This window comes from Streptomyces sp. NPDC001480 (assembly GCF_042894725.1).
Lineage (GTDB): Bacteria > Actinomycetota > Actinomycetes > Streptomycetales > Streptomycetaceae > Streptomyces.
In genome coordinates this window covers 291,063-305,899 of sequence record NZ_JBIAVX010000004.1, presented here as the reverse complement: position 1 = coordinate 305,899, position 14,837 = coordinate 291,063, and the positions used below count along the sequence as shown (strand labels likewise).

16 protein-coding genes are annotated in these 14,837 nt (G+C 73.1%); 12 read left to right on the top strand and 4 right to left on the bottom strand.

What is annotated here, in order from left to right; translation table 11 throughout:
* Nucleotides 1-66 precede the first annotated feature (66 nt).
* Entirely contained in the window at nucleotides 67-540 is a 474-nt protein-coding gene (locus ACFY01_RS11680; RefSeq protein ID WP_390735513.1) for an indole-3-glycerol phosphate synthase, read from the bottom strand.
* A gap of 107 nt (nucleotides 541-647) precedes the next feature.
* Entirely contained in the window at nucleotides 648-1,448 is an 801-nt protein-coding gene (locus ACFY01_RS11675; protein ID WP_390735512.1) for a pyrimidine reductase family protein, read from the bottom strand.
* On the opposite strand from ACFY01_RS11675, the gene zapE reads away from it, so the two are divergent.
* From zapE to ACFY01_RS11630, 9 genes are all read left to right on the top strand, one after another.
* Nucleotides 1,447-2,598 carry a cell division protein ZapE gene (gene zapE / locus ACFY01_RS11670; RefSeq protein WP_390735511.1) on the top strand — a complete coding sequence of 384 codons (1,152 nt, stop codon included), beginning with the start codon at nucleotides 1,447-1,449 and terminating at the stop codon, nucleotides 2,596-2,598. The two genes, ACFY01_RS11675 and zapE, sit on opposite strands and share 2 nt — an antisense overlap.
* A gap of 191 nt (nucleotides 2,599-2,789) precedes the next feature.
* Nucleotides 2,790-3,185: a hypothetical protein gene (locus tag ACFY01_RS11665; RefSeq protein WP_390735510.1), complete on the top strand. Its 396-nt coding sequence runs from the start codon at nucleotides 2,790-2,792 to the stop codon at nucleotides 3,183-3,185.
* An 87-nt stretch (nucleotides 3,186-3,272) separates the two neighbouring features.
* Nucleotides 3,273-3,854, top strand: a complete 582-nt coding sequence (locus tag ACFY01_RS11660; protein ID WP_390735509.1) for a carbonic anhydrase — start codon at nucleotides 3,273-3,275, stop codon at nucleotides 3,852-3,854.
* Between the two features lie 8 nt (nucleotides 3,855-3,862).
* Entirely contained in the window at nucleotides 3,863-5,353 is a 1,491-nt protein-coding gene (locus ACFY01_RS11655; protein WP_390735508.1) for a SulP family inorganic anion transporter, read from the top strand.
* Between the two features lie 187 nt (nucleotides 5,354-5,540).
* Nucleotides 5,541-6,374 (top strand): slipin family protein, encoded by an 834-nt coding sequence (locus tag ACFY01_RS11650; RefSeq protein ID WP_390735507.1) that lies wholly within the window; start codon nucleotides 5,541-5,543, stop codon nucleotides 6,372-6,374.
* Between the two features lie 10 nt (nucleotides 6,375-6,384).
* A complete protein-coding gene (locus tag ACFY01_RS11645) occupies nucleotides 6,385-6,942 on the top strand; it encodes a YbhB/YbcL family Raf kinase inhibitor-like protein (protein ID WP_390735506.1) in 558 nt (185 codons plus the stop codon).
* 54 nt (nucleotides 6,943-6,996) lie between these two features.
* Nucleotides 6,997-8,517 carry an FAD-dependent oxidoreductase gene (locus tag ACFY01_RS11640; protein ID WP_390735505.1) on the top strand — a complete coding sequence of 507 codons (1,521 nt, stop codon included), beginning with the start codon at nucleotides 6,997-6,999 and terminating at the stop codon, nucleotides 8,515-8,517.
* Nucleotides 8,518-8,602: 85 nt separating this feature from the next.
* Nucleotides 8,603-9,445: a polysaccharide deacetylase family protein gene (locus ACFY01_RS11635; protein ID WP_390735504.1), complete on the top strand. Its 843-nt coding sequence runs from the start codon at nucleotides 8,603-8,605 to the stop codon at nucleotides 9,443-9,445.
* Between the two features lie 27 nt (nucleotides 9,446-9,472).
* Nucleotides 9,473-9,736 (top strand): hypothetical protein, encoded by a 264-nt coding sequence (locus ACFY01_RS11630; RefSeq protein WP_390735503.1) that lies wholly within the window; start codon nucleotides 9,473-9,475, stop codon nucleotides 9,734-9,736.
* Here the strand turns inward: ACFY01_RS11630 and ACFY01_RS11625 are convergent.
* Both ACFY01_RS11625 and ACFY01_RS11620 read right to left on the bottom strand, forming a co-directional pair.
* Nucleotides 9,728-10,399, bottom strand: coding sequence for an ABC transporter (locus ACFY01_RS11625; protein ID WP_390735502.1), 672 nt, complete (start codon nucleotides 10,397-10,399; stop codon nucleotides 9,728-9,730). The genes ACFY01_RS11630 and ACFY01_RS11625 overlap by 9 nt on opposite strands.
* The gene (locus ACFY01_RS11620) at nucleotides 10,396-11,274 is read right to left on the bottom strand and encodes an ATP-binding cassette domain-containing protein (RefSeq protein WP_390735501.1); all 879 of its coding nucleotides are present in this window, start codon (nucleotides 11,272-11,274) and stop codon (nucleotides 10,396-10,398) included. Before ACFY01_RS11620 ends, ACFY01_RS11625 begins: the two co-directional genes overlap by 4 nt.
* A gap of 108 nt (nucleotides 11,275-11,382) precedes the next feature.
* Here ACFY01_RS11620 and ACFY01_RS11615 point away from each other — a divergent pair, with 108 nt between their 5' ends.
* The 3 genes from ACFY01_RS11615 (at nucleotide 11,383) to ACFY01_RS11605 (ending at nucleotide 14,787) form a co-directional block, all read left to right on the top strand.
* A complete protein-coding gene (locus ACFY01_RS11615; RefSeq protein WP_390735500.1) occupies nucleotides 11,383-12,099 on the top strand; it encodes a peptidyl-tRNA hydrolase in 717 nt (238 codons plus the stop codon).
* A gap of 133 nt (nucleotides 12,100-12,232) precedes the next feature.
* Nucleotides 12,233-13,549 carry a DUF692 domain-containing protein gene (locus ACFY01_RS11610; protein ID WP_390735499.1) on the top strand — a complete coding sequence of 439 codons (1,317 nt, stop codon included), beginning with the start codon at nucleotides 12,233-12,235 and terminating at the stop codon, nucleotides 13,547-13,549.
* A 461-nt stretch (nucleotides 13,550-14,010) separates the two neighbouring features.
* Entirely contained in the window at nucleotides 14,011-14,787 is a 777-nt protein-coding gene (locus tag ACFY01_RS11605; protein WP_390735498.1) for a DUF4142 domain-containing protein, read from the top strand.
* Nucleotides 14,788-14,837: the final 50 nt, after the last annotated feature.

The following is a 14,837-nucleotide window of genomic DNA, read 5'->3' as shown; positions in this document are numbered from 1 at the left end:
GCGCGTATCTCCCAAGATCCGGTACGTCGGTGAGCGCCCCCACCCTATAGCGGGGGCCACCCCGCCCTAGGCCTTGCTGTGCGAGAAGAGCTTGAGCACCGGTACCCCCACCTTGTGCCGGGCCCGTGAGGCCCAGTCGCGGTGGAAGAACTCCTCCACGTAGTGGGGGTCGGTCAGCACGATCACCTCGTCCGCGTCCACCTCGTCGACGAGGGTCTTGAGCGCGTCCAGCGGATGGTCCTCGACCAGCCGCCCCTCCGCCTCGCTGCCCGCCGTGCGCAGCGCCGTGAGGGACACGTCCAGGGCCTGCTCCCCGAGCGCCTTCGCGTCGTCGCCCTCGGGGGTGGCGCCCTCGCGGGCGGCCTCGTCGAGCTCGCCGAGCGCGATGTCGTCGATGGCCCTGAGCAGGCGGTCGGCCTGGTCGCCGCGCGGCTGGAGCAGTACGTGGAAGGCGACCTGCTCGTCCCCGTGCAGGGTGGTGACGAACTCCACGTCCGCGGACGTCAGGGCCTTCTCGATCATCAATACGCTTGTGAACACCAGCGCCCCTTCTCCTTCGCGCACCCGCGGGCCTCTTCTACGGCTTCTTCGGCGAGGGCCCCGACGGGCCCTGCGGAAACCATCCTGCCCCGTGATCGCACGGATTCTCAGGACCGACGGTAGCGACTGAACAGGAACCCGGTCTCCTCCAGCAGGGACACGAGCTCGAACCGCCGGGGCACGTCGACCGACGGCCCCCCGGCGATGCGCTGCGCGTCCCCCGCGGTGAGCATCGGGGAGACGGTCAGACAGAGCTCGTCGAGCACCTCGGCGGCCACGAGCTGGCCGAGCAGCCGGGGGCCGCCCTCGGTGAGCAGCCGGGTGTGGCCGAGGCCGGCGAGGGCCTGGACGGCGCGGGCCGGGTCCACGCCGACGCCGTCGCCCGCGATCACCACGCGGGCGCCCGCCTTCTCGGCGGCGGCGACCCGGTCGGGGGCCGCCGCGGCGCCGGTCAGGATCAGGGTGGGCACGAGGGGCGAGGTGAACAGGGGGAGGGAGAAGTCGAGGTCCAGGCCGGCGGTGACGACCGCGATCGCCGGGGCGGGGCTCTGTCCGGCCGCGGCCCGCAGCCCCGCGAACTCCGCGCGCTCCCGGGCCGGGCGGTACCCCTCCTGACGTACCGTTTCCGCGCCCACGACCACGACATCGGCCAGCGCCCGCAGCGTGCCGAAGATCCGCATGTCGGTCGCGTTGGAGATGGGGTGCGAGCGGCCATCGTGCTGGGCGGCACCGTCGAGGGTGGACACCATGTTGGCCCGGAGCCAGGGCACCGGGCCTCCCGGTGAGGCCGGCTCGGGGTAGGCGTAGGCGGCGGCGAGCTCGGCGAGGCTCCACTCACGGTCGACGAGAACATCGGGAGCAGGCACCGCCGAGGGTGTTTCGTCGGTCACAGGGAACAGGCGTCGCATGCCGTGCAGTGTTCCACGCCGCTTAGCATGGGGAACCGTGTCGTCCTCCACAGCCGCCTCCGCGTCCGGTTTCAGCCCCCTGACCGACGGGGCCCCGATGTCCCTGTGCGCGCGCGAGCCGCACGTCCCCGCGGACCGGCTGGTCGCCGAGATGGTGCCACCGCCGCGCTTCGACTCGGTGCGCTTCGCCACGTACATCCCGGACCCGAACCAGCCGAGCCAGACCGAGGCGGTACGGGTGCTGGAGGGCTTCGCGGCCGGGATCGGGGGCACGCCCGCGGGCGGCACCGCCAAGCGCGGGCTGTTCGGCTTCGGCAGGGCGAAGGCCGCCAAGGCCCCGGCCGGTCCCCGCGGTGTCTACCTGGACGGCGGCTACGGCGTCGGCAAGACCCACCTCCTCGCTTCCCTCTGGCACGCCGCCCCGGCCGACCCCTCCCGCAAGGCGTTCGGCACGTTCGTCGAACTGACGAACCTGGTCGGCGCGCTCGGCTTCCAGAAGACGGTGCAGACGCTCTCCGGGCACAGCCTGCTGTGCATCGACGAGTTCGAGCTCGACGACCCGGGCGACACCGTCCTGGTGTCCACGCTGCTCGGCAAGCTGGTCGAGGCGGGCGTGGCGCTCGCGGCCACCTCCAACACACTGCCCGGCAAGCTCGGCGAGGGCCGGTTCGCGGCGGCCGACTTCCTGCGCGAGATCCAGGGCCTGTCCGCCCACTTCCGCGCCCTGCGCATCGACGGCGAGGACTACCGCCACCGCGGCCTGCCCGAGGCGCCGGCGCCGTTCTCCGACGAGCAGGTGGCCCGGGCGGCGCACGCCACCGAGGGGGCGTCGCTGGACGACTTCCCGCACCTGCTGGACCACCTGGCCAAGGTGCACCCCAGCCGGTACGGCGCACTGACCGACGGCCTGCGGGCCGTCTGCCTCACCGGGGTGCGGCCGGTTCCCGACCAGTCGACCGCCCTCAGGCTCGTCGTCCTCGCGGACCGGCTCTACGACCGCGAGGTGCCGGTCCTGGCCTCGGGGCTGCCGTTCGACCAGCTGTTCAGCGAGGAGATGCTGAACGGCGGCTACCGCAAGAAGTACTTCCGCGCGATATCCCGCCTCACCGCGCTCGCGAGGGACGCCAAGGACCTGGTAACGGCCGAGTAGGTCCGATACCGCAATCAGACACGCCGGTCAAGGATCAGTTCAGGCCACTCCACCGGCGCTTTTCACGCTCTCTTCGGCGCGTAACACCGAGTTAACCCTGCAAACAACTTTGCAGGGTTAACGTGCTTCTTGACCATCCATTGACCAACCCTTGGCATGGACCAGAGGCGTGAACGCGGGAAGGGGGGCGCATGTTCCGAGGTACGACGGCCCGGACCGTGATCTCGCTCCTCACCGCCGCCCTGCTCGCGCTACAGCTCTTCACGCCCGCCGGAAGCTTCGCATCCGCGCACACTTTCAGTCAGGTGGCGGCCAAGGCTCAGCCCGGAATCAAGTCCTCCTCGAAGCCGGTACGCGACGGTTCCGACACGTTCCGCGATCTGAGTTCCACCGGGGATCCGGCCGGTCCCCGGCACACCCGAAACCGCCACCGGACCACCGCCTCCGGGTGGGCGCTCGAACGCCCGCTGCCGACCCGGGACCCGGCGGCCGCGCACCCGGCGGCCGCACCCCGTGGGACGCACCACCGCACAGCCAGACCCGTGAGAGCACCCTCTCCCGCCGCGTTGCAGGTCTTCCGCTGCTGAGAGCGGGTGCTGTCCCCGCCGCATCCCCCCACATCCGTCGTGCAAGCCCGACGCGCCGTCGTGGCGCGCCAGGAGGAGTCCACACACATGCAGCAGCCCCTCATCGACAACGCCCGTACGTTCGGACAGCGCCCTGAGGAGTTCGCCAAGCTCGCCGCAGGCCAGTCCCCGCAGGTGCTGTTCATCACCTGCTCCGATTCCCGGGTCGTCCCGGCCCTGATCACGGGCGCCCGCCCCGGCGAGCTCTTCGAGCTGCGCACCGCGGGCAACATCGTCCCGCCGTACGCCTCGGAGCACCCCACCAGCGAGGCGGCCACCATCGAGTACGCGATCGAGGTGCTCGGCGTCCGCGACGTGGTCGTCTGCGGCCACTCCCACTGCGGAGCCGTCGGCGCGCTGGTGCGCGGTGACGACCTCGACGCCGTGCCCGCCGTGCGCGACTGGCTCTCGCACGCCACACCCCGGCCCAAGGGGGCCGTGGAGGACCCGACGGTCGCCGAGGGCGTGCAGAGCCACGTCCTGACCCAGCTGCTGCGACTGCGCTCGTACCCGTGCGTCGCCGAGAAGCTGGCGCAGGGCCGGCTGGCCCTGCATGCCTGGTACTACGAGGTGCACACCGGCGCCGTGCGGACGCACCGCCCGCAGACCGACACCTTCGAGTCCCTGTGAGCGGGCGGATGACCGACGTGACCTCCATATCCCCGACGCCCCCGAAGTCCCGGTTCCCGCACCTGAAGCAGGACTTCGCCGCCTCGCTCGTCGTGTTCCTGGTCGCGCTCCCGCTGTGCGTGGGCGTGGCCGTCGCCTCCGGAGTCCCGGCCGAGCTCGGACTGGTCACCGGCATCGTGGGCGGCATCGTCACCGGGCTGATGCGTGGCAGCAGCCTCCAGGTGTCGGGGCCGGCCGCCGGACTGACCGTGCTGGTGTTCGAGGCGGTGGAGGAGTTCGGGCTGCCCGCGCTCGGTGCCATCGTGCTCGCCACCGGTCTGCTCCAGGTCCTGATGGGCGTGCTCAAGCTGGGCCGCTACTTCCGGGCCATCTCCGTGTCCGTCGTCGAGGGCATGCTGGCCGGTATCGGCCTGGTGCTGATCGCCGGCCAGCTCTACCCGGCACTGGCCGCCAAGGCCCCCGACTCGGGGCTGGGCAAGATAGCCGGGCTCCCCGGGGCGTTCGCGGACGCCCTCGGGAACACAGGGGCCATGGCGTCCTTCGCGCTCGGCGCGGGCACGATCGCGGTGCTGCTGCTGTGGAAGTACATGCCGGCGAAGGTGCGTACGGTCCCCGGCCCGCTCGCCGCGGTCGGGCTCGCCACGCTGGCCGCCCTGGTCCTGTCCCTGCCCGTGGCCACCGTCGAGGTCAAGGGACTGCTCGACTCGATCCAGCCGCCGCCGATGAGCTCCTTCGGGGACCTGGCGGGTGTCGGGGTGCTCGGCACGATCGTCGCGTTCACGCTGATCGCGTCCGCCGAGTCGCTGTTCAGCGCGGCGGCGGTGGACCGGCTGCACGACGGCCCGCGCACCGAGTACGACAAGGAACTCGTCGCCCAGGGCGCGGGCAACACCCTCTGCGGGCTGCTCGGCGCGCTGCCGATGACCGCGGTGATCGTGCGCAGCGCGGCGAACGTCCAGGCGGGCGCGCGCACCAAGGCGTCCCGGGTGATGCACGGTGTCTGGCTGCTGCTGTTCGCGGCGCTGCTGCCGGACGTCCTCGGCTACATCCCGATCCCGGCGCTCGCGGGCATCCTGATCTACTCGGGCGCCAAGCTCGTGCCCGTTCGGGCGCTCGCCGCCCTGTGGCGGGAGCACCGCGGCGAGGCGGTGGTCCTCACCGTGACGGCGGTGTCGATCGTCGCGGTCAGCATGTTCGAGGGTGTGCTCATCGGGCTCGCGCTGGCCGTCGTCAAGACCGCCTGGGAGGCCTCGCACGTGAAGCTGGAGGTCGTCGACAAGGGCGCCGGTCCGGTCGAGGCGTACCTGACCGGCAACGCGACCTTCCTGCGGCTGCCGAAGATCCTCGACAGTCTGGAGGCCCTCCCCCAGGACCGCCCGGTCCAGCTCGACCTGTCCGGCCTGCACCACCTCGACCACGCCTGCCGTACGGCCCTGGAGAACTGGGCCGAACGTCACAGCGCGGCGGGCACGGAGCCGGTACGCCTGATGGCGGCCTGACCGCCCGGCACACCCGCCCGGGCCGGGACCGCCGCACCACGGTGGCCCCGGCCCGGCGGGCACCAGGCACCGGGCCGTCGCGGCACGCGTCCGGCCTCCGACGTCGGCTCCGCCGTCAGGGCATGGCCTCGGGACAGGTGCGGGCATATCGTTACAAGACGATGCCTCTGATGTGGAGGAGGTCGTCATGATCCAGGAACTGGTGGGCGTGATCGTGGCGGCCGGTGCCGCGGGTCTGGTGTATCTGGCCGCCGCGGCGCGGGTCGTCAAGCAGTACGAGCGTGGGGTTGTCTTCCGGCTGGGCCGGGTCAGCGACGCGCATCGGCCGCCGGGCTTCACCATGATCATCCCCATGGTCGACCGGCTGCGCAAGGTCAACATGCAGATCGTCACGATGCCGGTGCCCGCGCAGGAGGGCATCACCCGCGACAACGTGACCGTGCGGGTGGACGCCGTCGTCTACTTCAAGGTCGTCGACCCGGTCAACGCGATCATCAGGGTCGAGGACTACCGGTTCGCGGTCTCCCAGATGGCGCAGACCTCCCTTCGGTCCATCATCGGCAAGAGCGACCTGGACGACCTGCTGTCCAATCGCGAAAAGCTCAACCAAGGGCTCGAGTTGATGATCGACAGCCCGGCCGTGGAATGGGGCGTCACCATCGACCGGGTGGAGATCAAGGACGTGTCCCTGCCGGACACGATGAAGCGCTCCATGGCCCGCCAGGCGGAGGCCGACCGTGAGCGCCGGGCCAGGATCATCAACGCCGACGCCGAACTCCAGGCCTCCAAGAAGCTCGCCGAGGCCGCGCAACAGATGGCTGACACGCCCTCAGCCCTTCAGCTGCGGCTGCTTCAGACGGTGATGGCCGTGGCGGCGGAGAAGAACTCCACCCTGGTACTGCCCATCCCGGTGGAACTGCTGCGGTTCCTGGAGAAGGGACAACAACCGGGACAACAGCCAGGACAGCAGCCGGAACAACAGCCGTCCGGGATCAACGACGTGCTCCCCCACCACGGCTAGCATGCCCGGCATGCGACCCGGTTCCGTGATCCTCACGGTGGTCACCGCGATGGGCGTGGTCTCCGGCTGCGCGGACACCGGCGGCGGCTCGTCCGCGCCCTCCCCCACCTCGACGCGCCGCGTCACGGTGACGAGCCCCGCCTTCGCCGAAGGCGGCACCATCCCCCGCCGGCACACCTGTGACGGCGAGGACGTGTCGCCCCCGCTCGCCTTCACCGGCGTTCCGGCGGACGCCGCCGCGCTGGTCGTCCTGGTCGAGGACCCCGACGCCCCGCACGGCACGTTCACGCACTGGCTGGTGTGGGACATCGATCCGCACGAGACGCGGCTGGCCGCCGGACGGGTTCCGGCGGGCGCGACCCAGGGTCGCAACGGCTTCGGGAAGACCGGCTACGGCGGCCCGTGCCCGCCCAGGGGCGACCGGCCGCACCGGTACGTCTTCTCGGTGTACGCCACCGACCGGCCCCTGAACGGCCTGTCCGCCGGTGCCACCGCCGACGCCGTGCGCGGTGCGCTGACCGGCCACACCCTGGCCCGGGGAACGCTGACCGGACACTACGGTCGCTGACGCGTACGCGGCCAGGGCACGGTCGACCCGGCCGGGACGGGGTACCCGGCGGCCATGACTGAGCACCGGCACCTGAGCGGTTCGTACTGGCTGGAGACGGCACCTGGCCCGTCCCGCCCCGCCCTGACCGAGGGCCTGGACGTCGACGTGGCCGTGATCGGCGCGGGCGTGGCCGGGCTGAGCACGGCGTACGAGCTGGCGCGGGCCGGGCTCGGCGTGGCGGTGCTGGAGGCGCGGCGGGTGGCGGCCGGGGTCACCGGGCACACCACCGCCAAGCTGACCGCGCAGCACACGCTGATCTACGACAAGCTGCGCCGCACCCGGGGCGCCGAGGGCGCTCGGCTGTACGCCCGCTCCCAGTCGGAGGCGATCGAGCACGCCGCCGCGCTGGTGGAGGAACTGGACATCGCGTGCGACTGGGAACGCAGGAGCGCCTACACGTTCGTCCGTGACCGGGACCGGGTGGACGAGGTGCGGGCCGAGGCGGAGGCCGCCCGGGAGGCCGGGCTGCCGGCCTCGTTCGTGACGGAGACGGGTCTGCCGTTCGCGGTGGCGGGCGCGGTGGAGGTGACCGGGCAGGTGCAGTTCCACCCGCGCAAGTACCTGCTGGCCCTCACCGAGGACCTGCTCGCGCGCGGCGGCCAGGTGTACGAGGACACCACGGTCACCGGCCTGGAGGAGGGCGAGCCGTGCAAGCTGACCACCGCCTCGGGCGCCACGGTGACCGCCCGGCACGTCGTGGTCGCCACCCACTATCCGGTCTTCGACCGGGCCCTGCTGTTCACCCGTCTCTCCCCGCGCCGCGAACTGGTCGTCGCCGGGCGGCTCGACGCGAGCCGGGATCCCGGCGGCATGTACATCACGCCGGAGGAGGACACCCGCTCGGTGCGCACCGCGCCGATGGGTGCGGACGGGCAGCGGCTGCTCGTGGTCACCGGGGAGCACTTCACGCCCGGCACCGGCGACACCCCGGCCCGCTTCGAGCGTCTGGAGGCCTGGGCCGGCGAGCACTTCCCCGGCGTGGAGCTCACCCACGCCTGGGCCACCCAGGACAACGATCCGACCGACACCGTGCCCCTGGTGGGCCCGCTGCACCCGGGCGCCCGGCACACGTACGTCGCCACCGGCTTCGGCGGCTGGGGGCTGAGCGGCGGCATGATGGCCGGGCTGCTGCTCACCTCGCTGATCACCGGCCGGGACAGCCCGTGGGCGGAGCTGTACGACCCGCGGCGGGTGAAGTCGGCCGTGCGGGAGGCCCCGTCGTTCCTCAAGCACCAGGCGCAGGTCGCCCGGCACTTCGTCGGGGACCGGCTGCGGTCCTCGCCGTCCCTGGACGAGATCCGCCCCGGCGAGGGCGCGGTGGTGCACGCCGGGCACGAACGGCTGGCCGTCCACCGCGACGAGGGCGGCACCCTGCACGCCCTCGCGGCCCGCTGCACCCACCTGGGCTGCCTGGTCGCCTTCAACTCGGCGGAACGCGCCTGGGAGTGCCCGTGCCACGGCTCCCGCTTCGACGTCGACGGCAAGGTGGTCCAGGGCCCGGCGGTCAAACCGCTGGAGCAGCGGGACGTGTGAGGGGTTGCCGCCGTGCGGGTGACCGCACAGTCGAACCATAGATCAGATCGTCACATTTAGAGAAAGCTCGCCCTATTTTCGTACGGTGATCAGATCCGTACGACGCATGACCGCCGTCTGCGCCCTGAGCGCGGCCCTCGCCGCCTGCGGCACCGCCGGGGCGCCCGGCGCCGGCCACCCGGCGCCCGCCAGACCCGCCCCCTCCGCCGCGCACCCGCCCACCCTCGCCCCCGGCCCGGGCGGCCTGACCCCGGTCTTCGAGCACGGGCCGCGGACCCGGGGCAAGACGGTCGCGCTGACCTTCGACGCCGACATGACGGCCGACCAGGGGCCGCGCGCGGCGGCGGGCGAGCACTTCGACAACCCCGCGCTGATCGCCACGCTGCGTGCGCTGAAGGTGCCGGCCACCGTCTTCATGACCGGCCGGTGGGCGGACCAGTACCCGGCCGAGGCCCGCTCCCTCGGCCACGACCCGCGGTTCGAGGTCGCCAACCACTCCTACAGCCACTACGCCTTCACCGGCGACTGCTACGGCCTGCCGACCGTGGCCGCGGACCGGATGCGCTCGGACGTGGAGCGGGCGTACACCGCCATCCGCAAGGCGGGCGTGCCGCACCCGATGCCGTACTTCCGCTTCCCCGGCGGCTGCTACGACCAGAAGGCACTGCGCGCGCTGAGCGGTCTCGGGGTCACCGCGGTGCAGTGGGACGTGGTGAGCGGCGACGCGTTCGCCACGGACGCGGACGCGGTGGTCCGGCAGGTGCTGGACGGGGTGAAGCCGGGGTCGGTCGTGGTCATGCACTGCACGCGCAGCGCGGCCCCGACGACCGAACGGGTCGTGCGCACGGTCGTACCGGAACTGCGCAAGCGGGGCTACCGGTTCGTGAAGGTCTCGGAGCTGATCGGGGCCACGGGCGCCCGGCACTGACCGCGCCGACCGCCCTGCGCTGGAGGCATGAGCGACACCAGCGACAGCGACTACTGCACCATCGCCGACGCCACGAGGCCGCCCAGGGCGGACGGGCCGCCGTACGCCATGGGGGTCCCCCCGCTCGAGCGAAGCCGAGAGTGGGGGAGTGTGCTGTGCCGGGAGCCGACGGAGTACCCGGAGTCGTACAGGGGCATCACGCTCTGCCCGGTGTGCATGGGGGTCCCCCCGCTCGAGCGAAGCCGAGAGTGGGGGAGGCAGGAGGCGCAGCGCACCGCCTGCTCAGGGTGACCGGCGGGTGGTGAGCGCGCAGGCCAGGGCCAGGGAGGCGGCGGCGACCAGGGCCGCACCGGCCAGGGGCAGCAGCGGCACCGGGACGTGCCCCGACTGCGAGCCGGTGACCAGTCCCTGCACCGCCGCCTGCGCCGGGGAGCCGGCCACGACCAGCACCAGCAGCGCGGCCAGCAGCATCGTGGGTACGGCCCGTCCGGGCGAGCGCAGCAGCGGCCAGTTGGTGAGGGCGCCGACGGCCGTGCCCAGCAGGGCGCAGGCCAGCGCGGCCAGGATTCCGGCGGCACCGGCGTCGAGCCGCGGTACGCGGACCCTGCCCCCGACGCTCGCCGGATCGCTGATCCAGGTCACGGCCAGGACGGCCGCCGTGCCGAGCGCCGACGACGCGGTCAGGGCCACCAGCAGGCAGGCGAGGTGCGCCCTGCCGGGTCCGGCCGCCGCGGCGACGCAGGTACGGGCCGCGGGCGGCTCGTTGGTGACGCAGATCCGCACCAGCCAGGCGGCGACCGGCAGCAGGGCGGCGGCGGTGTAGCCGAGCGAGTCGAGCACCGGCTGCCCGCCCTGCACGCTGATGGCCAGGAAGGCCGCGTACAGGATGAACGGCGGCAGCCAGCGCTGGGAGCGCAGCAGCAGGGCGGCCTGGTAGCGCAGGAGGGCGGTCATGGGCGGCTTTCGGGGTCGGGGGCGGGATCACGGTGTCCGGGGCGCACGCTCACCACGTGCCAGGGCGGGCGGGCCGTCAGCAGGGCGCGCAGGACGACGTCCGAACGGGACGCGGGAACGCGCAGCCGGTGGGTGCCGGGCGGCGCCTCCTCGGCCGTACCGGCCAGCCGGGCCGCCTCGTCGGGCAGGCGGCCGCCGGGCGGGCCCTGCACGGTGAGGAGCGTGTGCGGTCCGGCCGGTGAAGTCGCCTGTTCCGTACGGTGTTCGAGGGTGCCGCCGACGACCGCGTACGTCGTGTCGGCCGCGTCCGCCAGGCGGCGCGGGTCGTGGTCGACGAACACCACGGCGCCCCCGGCGGCGACGCGTTCGGCCACCGCTCGCTCCAACTCCGCCCGGGCCGCCGTGTCCAGTCCGGTCCAGGCCTCGTCGAGCACGAGCAGTTCCGGCTCGGCGAGCAGCGCCTGCGCGACCGCCACCTTCTGGCTGCTGCCCTTGGACAGCCGGTCCATCGGTGTCGCGGCGTAGGCTCCGGCGCCGAAGCGGTCCAGCCATTCGGCCGCCGCGCGCGGTGCGGCCCGGCGGGACAGGCCGTGGATGGTGCCCAGGTGGGTCAGGTAGCCGGCGGCGGTGAAGGGCAGGGCCGACGGGAATCTCTCCGGGACGTAGGCGGTGCGGAGGCGGCCGGTGACACGGCCCTCGGTGGGGGCGTCGATCCCGGCGAGCAGGCGCAGCAGCGTGGACTTGCCGGTGCCGTTGGCTCCTTCGACGCGGGTGAGTGATCCGGGGGCGACGGTCAGCCGGACGTCGCGCAGCACCCAGGGACCGCCGAGGCCGTAGCGGCGGCCCACGCGTTCCAGCCGTAGCTCATGTGTCATGAGTGGTCATCCTCGTTCCTGAACCCTCCGCGTCTCTTCCGTTCCCGGGCAGTCGTCCGTCCGTACACGCGGGCGAGCACGGATCTTCCGCCTGGCAGACTGGATGACGTGACCAGTGATCCCACCGTTCCCGGCGACAGTCCCTTCCGTGCCGAGCGCTCCGCGCGCGACGAGGCTCCGCAGTTCGTGCTGCCCCTCGTCGCGCGGATCGAGAAGGCCGCGCCGCCGGCGCGTACCGACGCGCTGGAGACCGCCGCCCGTGCCGTGCTCACGATCCTCGGCGACGAGCGGTCGGTGGCGGACGGCGAGTGGGCGCGGGCCATGCGGGACTGGGAGGACGCCCGGATCCGGAAGGTGGTCAGGCGGGCGCGGGGGGCCGAGTGGCGGCGGGCGGAGGCGTTGCCCGGCATCACCGTCACGGGCAAGTCCGCCCAGGTGCGGGTCTTCCCGCCGGTCCCGCTGGACGGCTGGCCCAAGGACCTGGCCAAGCTCCAGGTGTCCGGCACCGAACTGGACGACCCGGAGCCGCCCGTCGACGCCGATCTCACGGCGCCCGTGCTGTGGCTGAACCCGGACGTGACGATGTCGGCGGGCAAGGCGATGGCCCAGGCCGGTCACGGGGCCCAGCTCGCCTGGTGGGAGCTGGGCGACGAGGAGCGCACCGCCTGGCGCGAGGCGGGCTTCCCGCTGGCCGTGCGCACGGCCGCCCCCACCCGCTGGGCCGAACTGACGCGCTCCGGCCTGCCGTTGGTGCGGGACGCCGGTTTCACCGAGATCGCGCCGGGCTCCTGCACGGTGGTCGCCGACCATCCCGCGCTGCGGTGACACGGCCCGCGTGGTGCTGACGCCGCGGGCGCCAACCTCAAATGTTGCTCTGAAGGTGCGGGCCGCCGGATTCGCGGCCCGCCGCCGGGGCCATACCCCCGTCACGCCGGAACACGGGTGAGAGGGGGCGGCGGTGCAACGACTGGGGACGGGGATCGGCTGGCGGCCGGAGATCGCGGACGCCGTGGAGCGCATGCCGGGCATCGACTGGGTCGAGGTGGTCGCGGAGAACGTCTGCCCAGGACACCTCCCCGAGTCGCTGCGGCGGCTGCGCGAGCGCGGGGTGACCGTCGTCCCGCACGGGGTTTCGCTCGGCCTCGGCGGTGCCGACCGGCCCGACGAGGGACGGCTGACCGCTCTCGCGGAGCGGGCGGCGGCGCTGGGCTCGCCGCTGGTCACCGAGCACATCGCGTTCGTCCGCGCGGGCGGCCCGCTGACCGCCTCCCCGCGCCTGGAGGCGGGCCATCTGCTGCCCGTGCCACGCACCCGGGACGCCCTCGACGTGCTGTGCGAGAACGTGCGCATCGCCCAGGACGCGCTGCCGGTGCCGCTCGCCGTGGAGAACATCGCCGCGCTGATCGCCTGGCCCGGCGAGGAGATGACCGAGGGTCAGTTCCTGTACGAACTGGCCGACCGGACCGGGGTGCGGCTGCTGATCGACGTGGCGAACCTGCACACCAACCACGTCAACCGGGCCGAGGACCCGGCCAAGGCGCTGGCCGAGCTGCCCTTGGAGGCCATCGCGTACGTGCATGTCGCGGGCGGCTTCGAACGGGACGGCGTCTGGCACGACAGCCACGCCCACGCCGTGCCGCAGCCGGTCCTCGACATCCTGACCGGCCTCGCCGCCCGCGTCGACCCGCCGGGGGTGCTGCTGGAACGGGACGAGAACTTCCCCGAACCGGCCGAGCTGGAGCGGGAGTTGCGGACAATCCGAGGGGCCGTGGCCAAGGGACGGGGACGGGTGACGAGGGCGACCGCTCCGTCACCGGCGCCCGAGGCGGCCACGGCACCGCGGCCGGCACCCACCGACGCCGTCCGTCAGCGCCTCGGGCTCGCGCAGGCCGCGATGCTGTCCGCGCTGGTCGCCGGGACACCGGTGCCGGAGGGCTTCGACCGGACGCGGATGCGGGTGCAGGCCCGGGCGCTCGCGGCGAAGCGGGCCGACGTGGTGGCGAAGGTCGCGCCCGAACTGCCGGACATCCTCGGCACGGGGTACCGGCCCGCTTTCCTCGACTACGCCCAGGCACAGCCGATGACCGGTGGCTACCGACAGGACGCCCTGGACTTCGCCGGGCACCTGCTGTTCACCGGGCGGCACACGGACCCCGCTGCGCGGCGGGAGTTGCGCGAGTGGTGGCTGGAGCGGTCGGGACCGGAGCCGCGATCGAACCGGCCGGTGGCACGGGCCGCCCGCGCGGCGCGGAGGGTGCTGCTGCGGCGGGGGTGACACCGCCTCACGCGGGACGGTACGCGGACGCCGGAGCCCGGCAGGGGTTATGCGAGTGGTGGGCGGCTGGAGCGATCAGGGCCGGTGCCGCGGTCGAGTCGGCCGGTCGCGCGGCGCGGAAGGCGCTGCTGCGGCGGAGGGACAACCGCGGTGTCACCCGGTTCACGCCCCCGCGGGCGTCATAACACCGCATCACGCGGGACGGTACGCGGACGCCGGAGCCCGGCGGGGGCTGCGCGGGTGGTGGCTGGAGGGGTCGAGTCCGTCGGTGGTACGGGCCGTCCGCGCGGCGCGGAGGGTGCTGCTGCGGTGGGGGTGGCGGTCGCGGTGTTACGCGGTTCACGTCCGGTTTGGCGTTATTTAGCACCTTATGCGGGACGGCAGTTGGAGGAGGGCCGCAGTAATATGCCAATTCCGCACCCCAGGACTCACGGGCGTGCGGTGCGGCAACAGGAGGCGCCATGCGATCGCGACGCTCCGTCAAGGGCCGGGGCATATTCAGCGGCACCGGGATCATCATCTCGGGCCTGGCCGCGACGTTCGTGGCGCTGGCCTTCCCGATCTGGTCGTACACCGACCGGCCGGACACGGCCGGCGCGGACGTGCTGAGCGCGGACACGACGCTGACGCTGTACGGCCCGCTGTCCGCGCAGGACCGGGACTTCATCACGAAGGTGCGGCTGGCCGGCCTGTGGGAGCTGTCCGCGGGTCAGCTGGCGGAGGAGAAGGGCACCACCCCGGCCGTGCGCACGGCGGGACAGCACCTGGTCGAGGGCCACACCTTCCTGGACCAGCGCGTCCGGGACGTCGCGGCCAAGATGAACCTCGGGCTGCCCGACGAGCCCACCGACCAGCAGAAGCAGTGGCTCGCCACGCTGAAGTCGGCGCAGGGCGAGGACTTCGACCGCCAGTTCGCCAACATCGTGCGGCTCGCGCACGGCAGGGTGTTCTCGCTGGTCGCCCAGGTGCGCGCGGGCACGCAGAACTCGCTCGTGCGCGGTCTCGCCGACGACGCCAACACGACCGTCCTGGACCACATCAAGGTCCTGGAGGCCACCGGGTACGTGGACTTCGCCGCGCTGGCCCGCGACCTCGCCGCGACCGGCACGCCCACTCCCCCGGGCTCAGCCCTGCCGAGCGCGGGCACCGGCTCCCCGATCCCGGTCACACCGTCACCGGCCCCGAGCTACTCGCTCCCGCCCGCCGCCTCGAGCCCGTTGCCGTCGAACGGCTCCTGACCTGCGAGGCAAGCGGAACGTCACATACCGGGAACACTCCGTCCGGATTG

What these genes read in the sequence shown, in the direction of transcription:
- zapE (WP_390735511.1), top strand. Translation starts at nt 1,447, where the DNA reads ATGCCGTGCAGTGTTCCACGCCGCTTAGCATGGGGAACCGTGTCGTCC.
- ACFY01_RS11675 (WP_390735512.1), bottom strand. Translation starts at nt 1,448, where the DNA reads ATGCGACGCCTGTTCCCTGTGACCGACGAAACACCCTCGGCGGTGCCT.
- ACFY01_RS11665 (WP_390735510.1), top strand. Translation starts at nt 2,790, where the DNA reads ATGTTCCGAGGTACGACGGCCCGGACCGTGATCTCGCTCCTCACCGCC.
- ACFY01_RS11660 (WP_390735509.1), top strand. Translation starts at nt 3,273, where the DNA reads ATGCAGCAGCCCCTCATCGACAACGCCCGTACGTTCGGACAGCGCCCT.
- ACFY01_RS11655 (WP_390735508.1), top strand. Translation starts at nt 3,863, where the DNA reads ATGACCGACGTGACCTCCATATCCCCGACGCCCCCGAAGTCCCGGTTC.
- ACFY01_RS11650 (WP_390735507.1), top strand. Translation starts at nt 5,541, where the DNA reads ATGATCCAGGAACTGGTGGGCGTGATCGTGGCGGCCGGTGCCGCGGGT.
- ACFY01_RS11645 (WP_390735506.1), top strand. Translation starts at nt 6,385, where the DNA reads ATGCGACCCGGTTCCGTGATCCTCACGGTGGTCACCGCGATGGGCGTG.
- ACFY01_RS11640 (WP_390735505.1), top strand. Translation starts at nt 6,997, where the DNA reads ATGACTGAGCACCGGCACCTGAGCGGTTCGTACTGGCTGGAGACGGCA.
- ACFY01_RS11630 (WP_390735503.1), top strand. Translation starts at nt 9,473, where the DNA reads ATGAGCGACACCAGCGACAGCGACTACTGCACCATCGCCGACGCCACG.
- ACFY01_RS11625 (WP_390735502.1), bottom strand. Translation starts at nt 10,399, where the DNA reads ATGACCGCCCTCCTGCGCTACCAGGCCGCCCTGCTGCTGCGCTCCCAG.
- ACFY01_RS11620 (WP_390735501.1), bottom strand. Translation starts at nt 11,274, where the DNA reads ATGACACATGAGCTACGGCTGGAACGCGTGGGCCGCCGCTACGGCCTC.
- ACFY01_RS11605 (WP_390735498.1), top strand. Translation starts at nt 14,011, where the DNA reads ATGCGATCGCGACGCTCCGTCAAGGGCCGGGGCATATTCAGCGGCACC.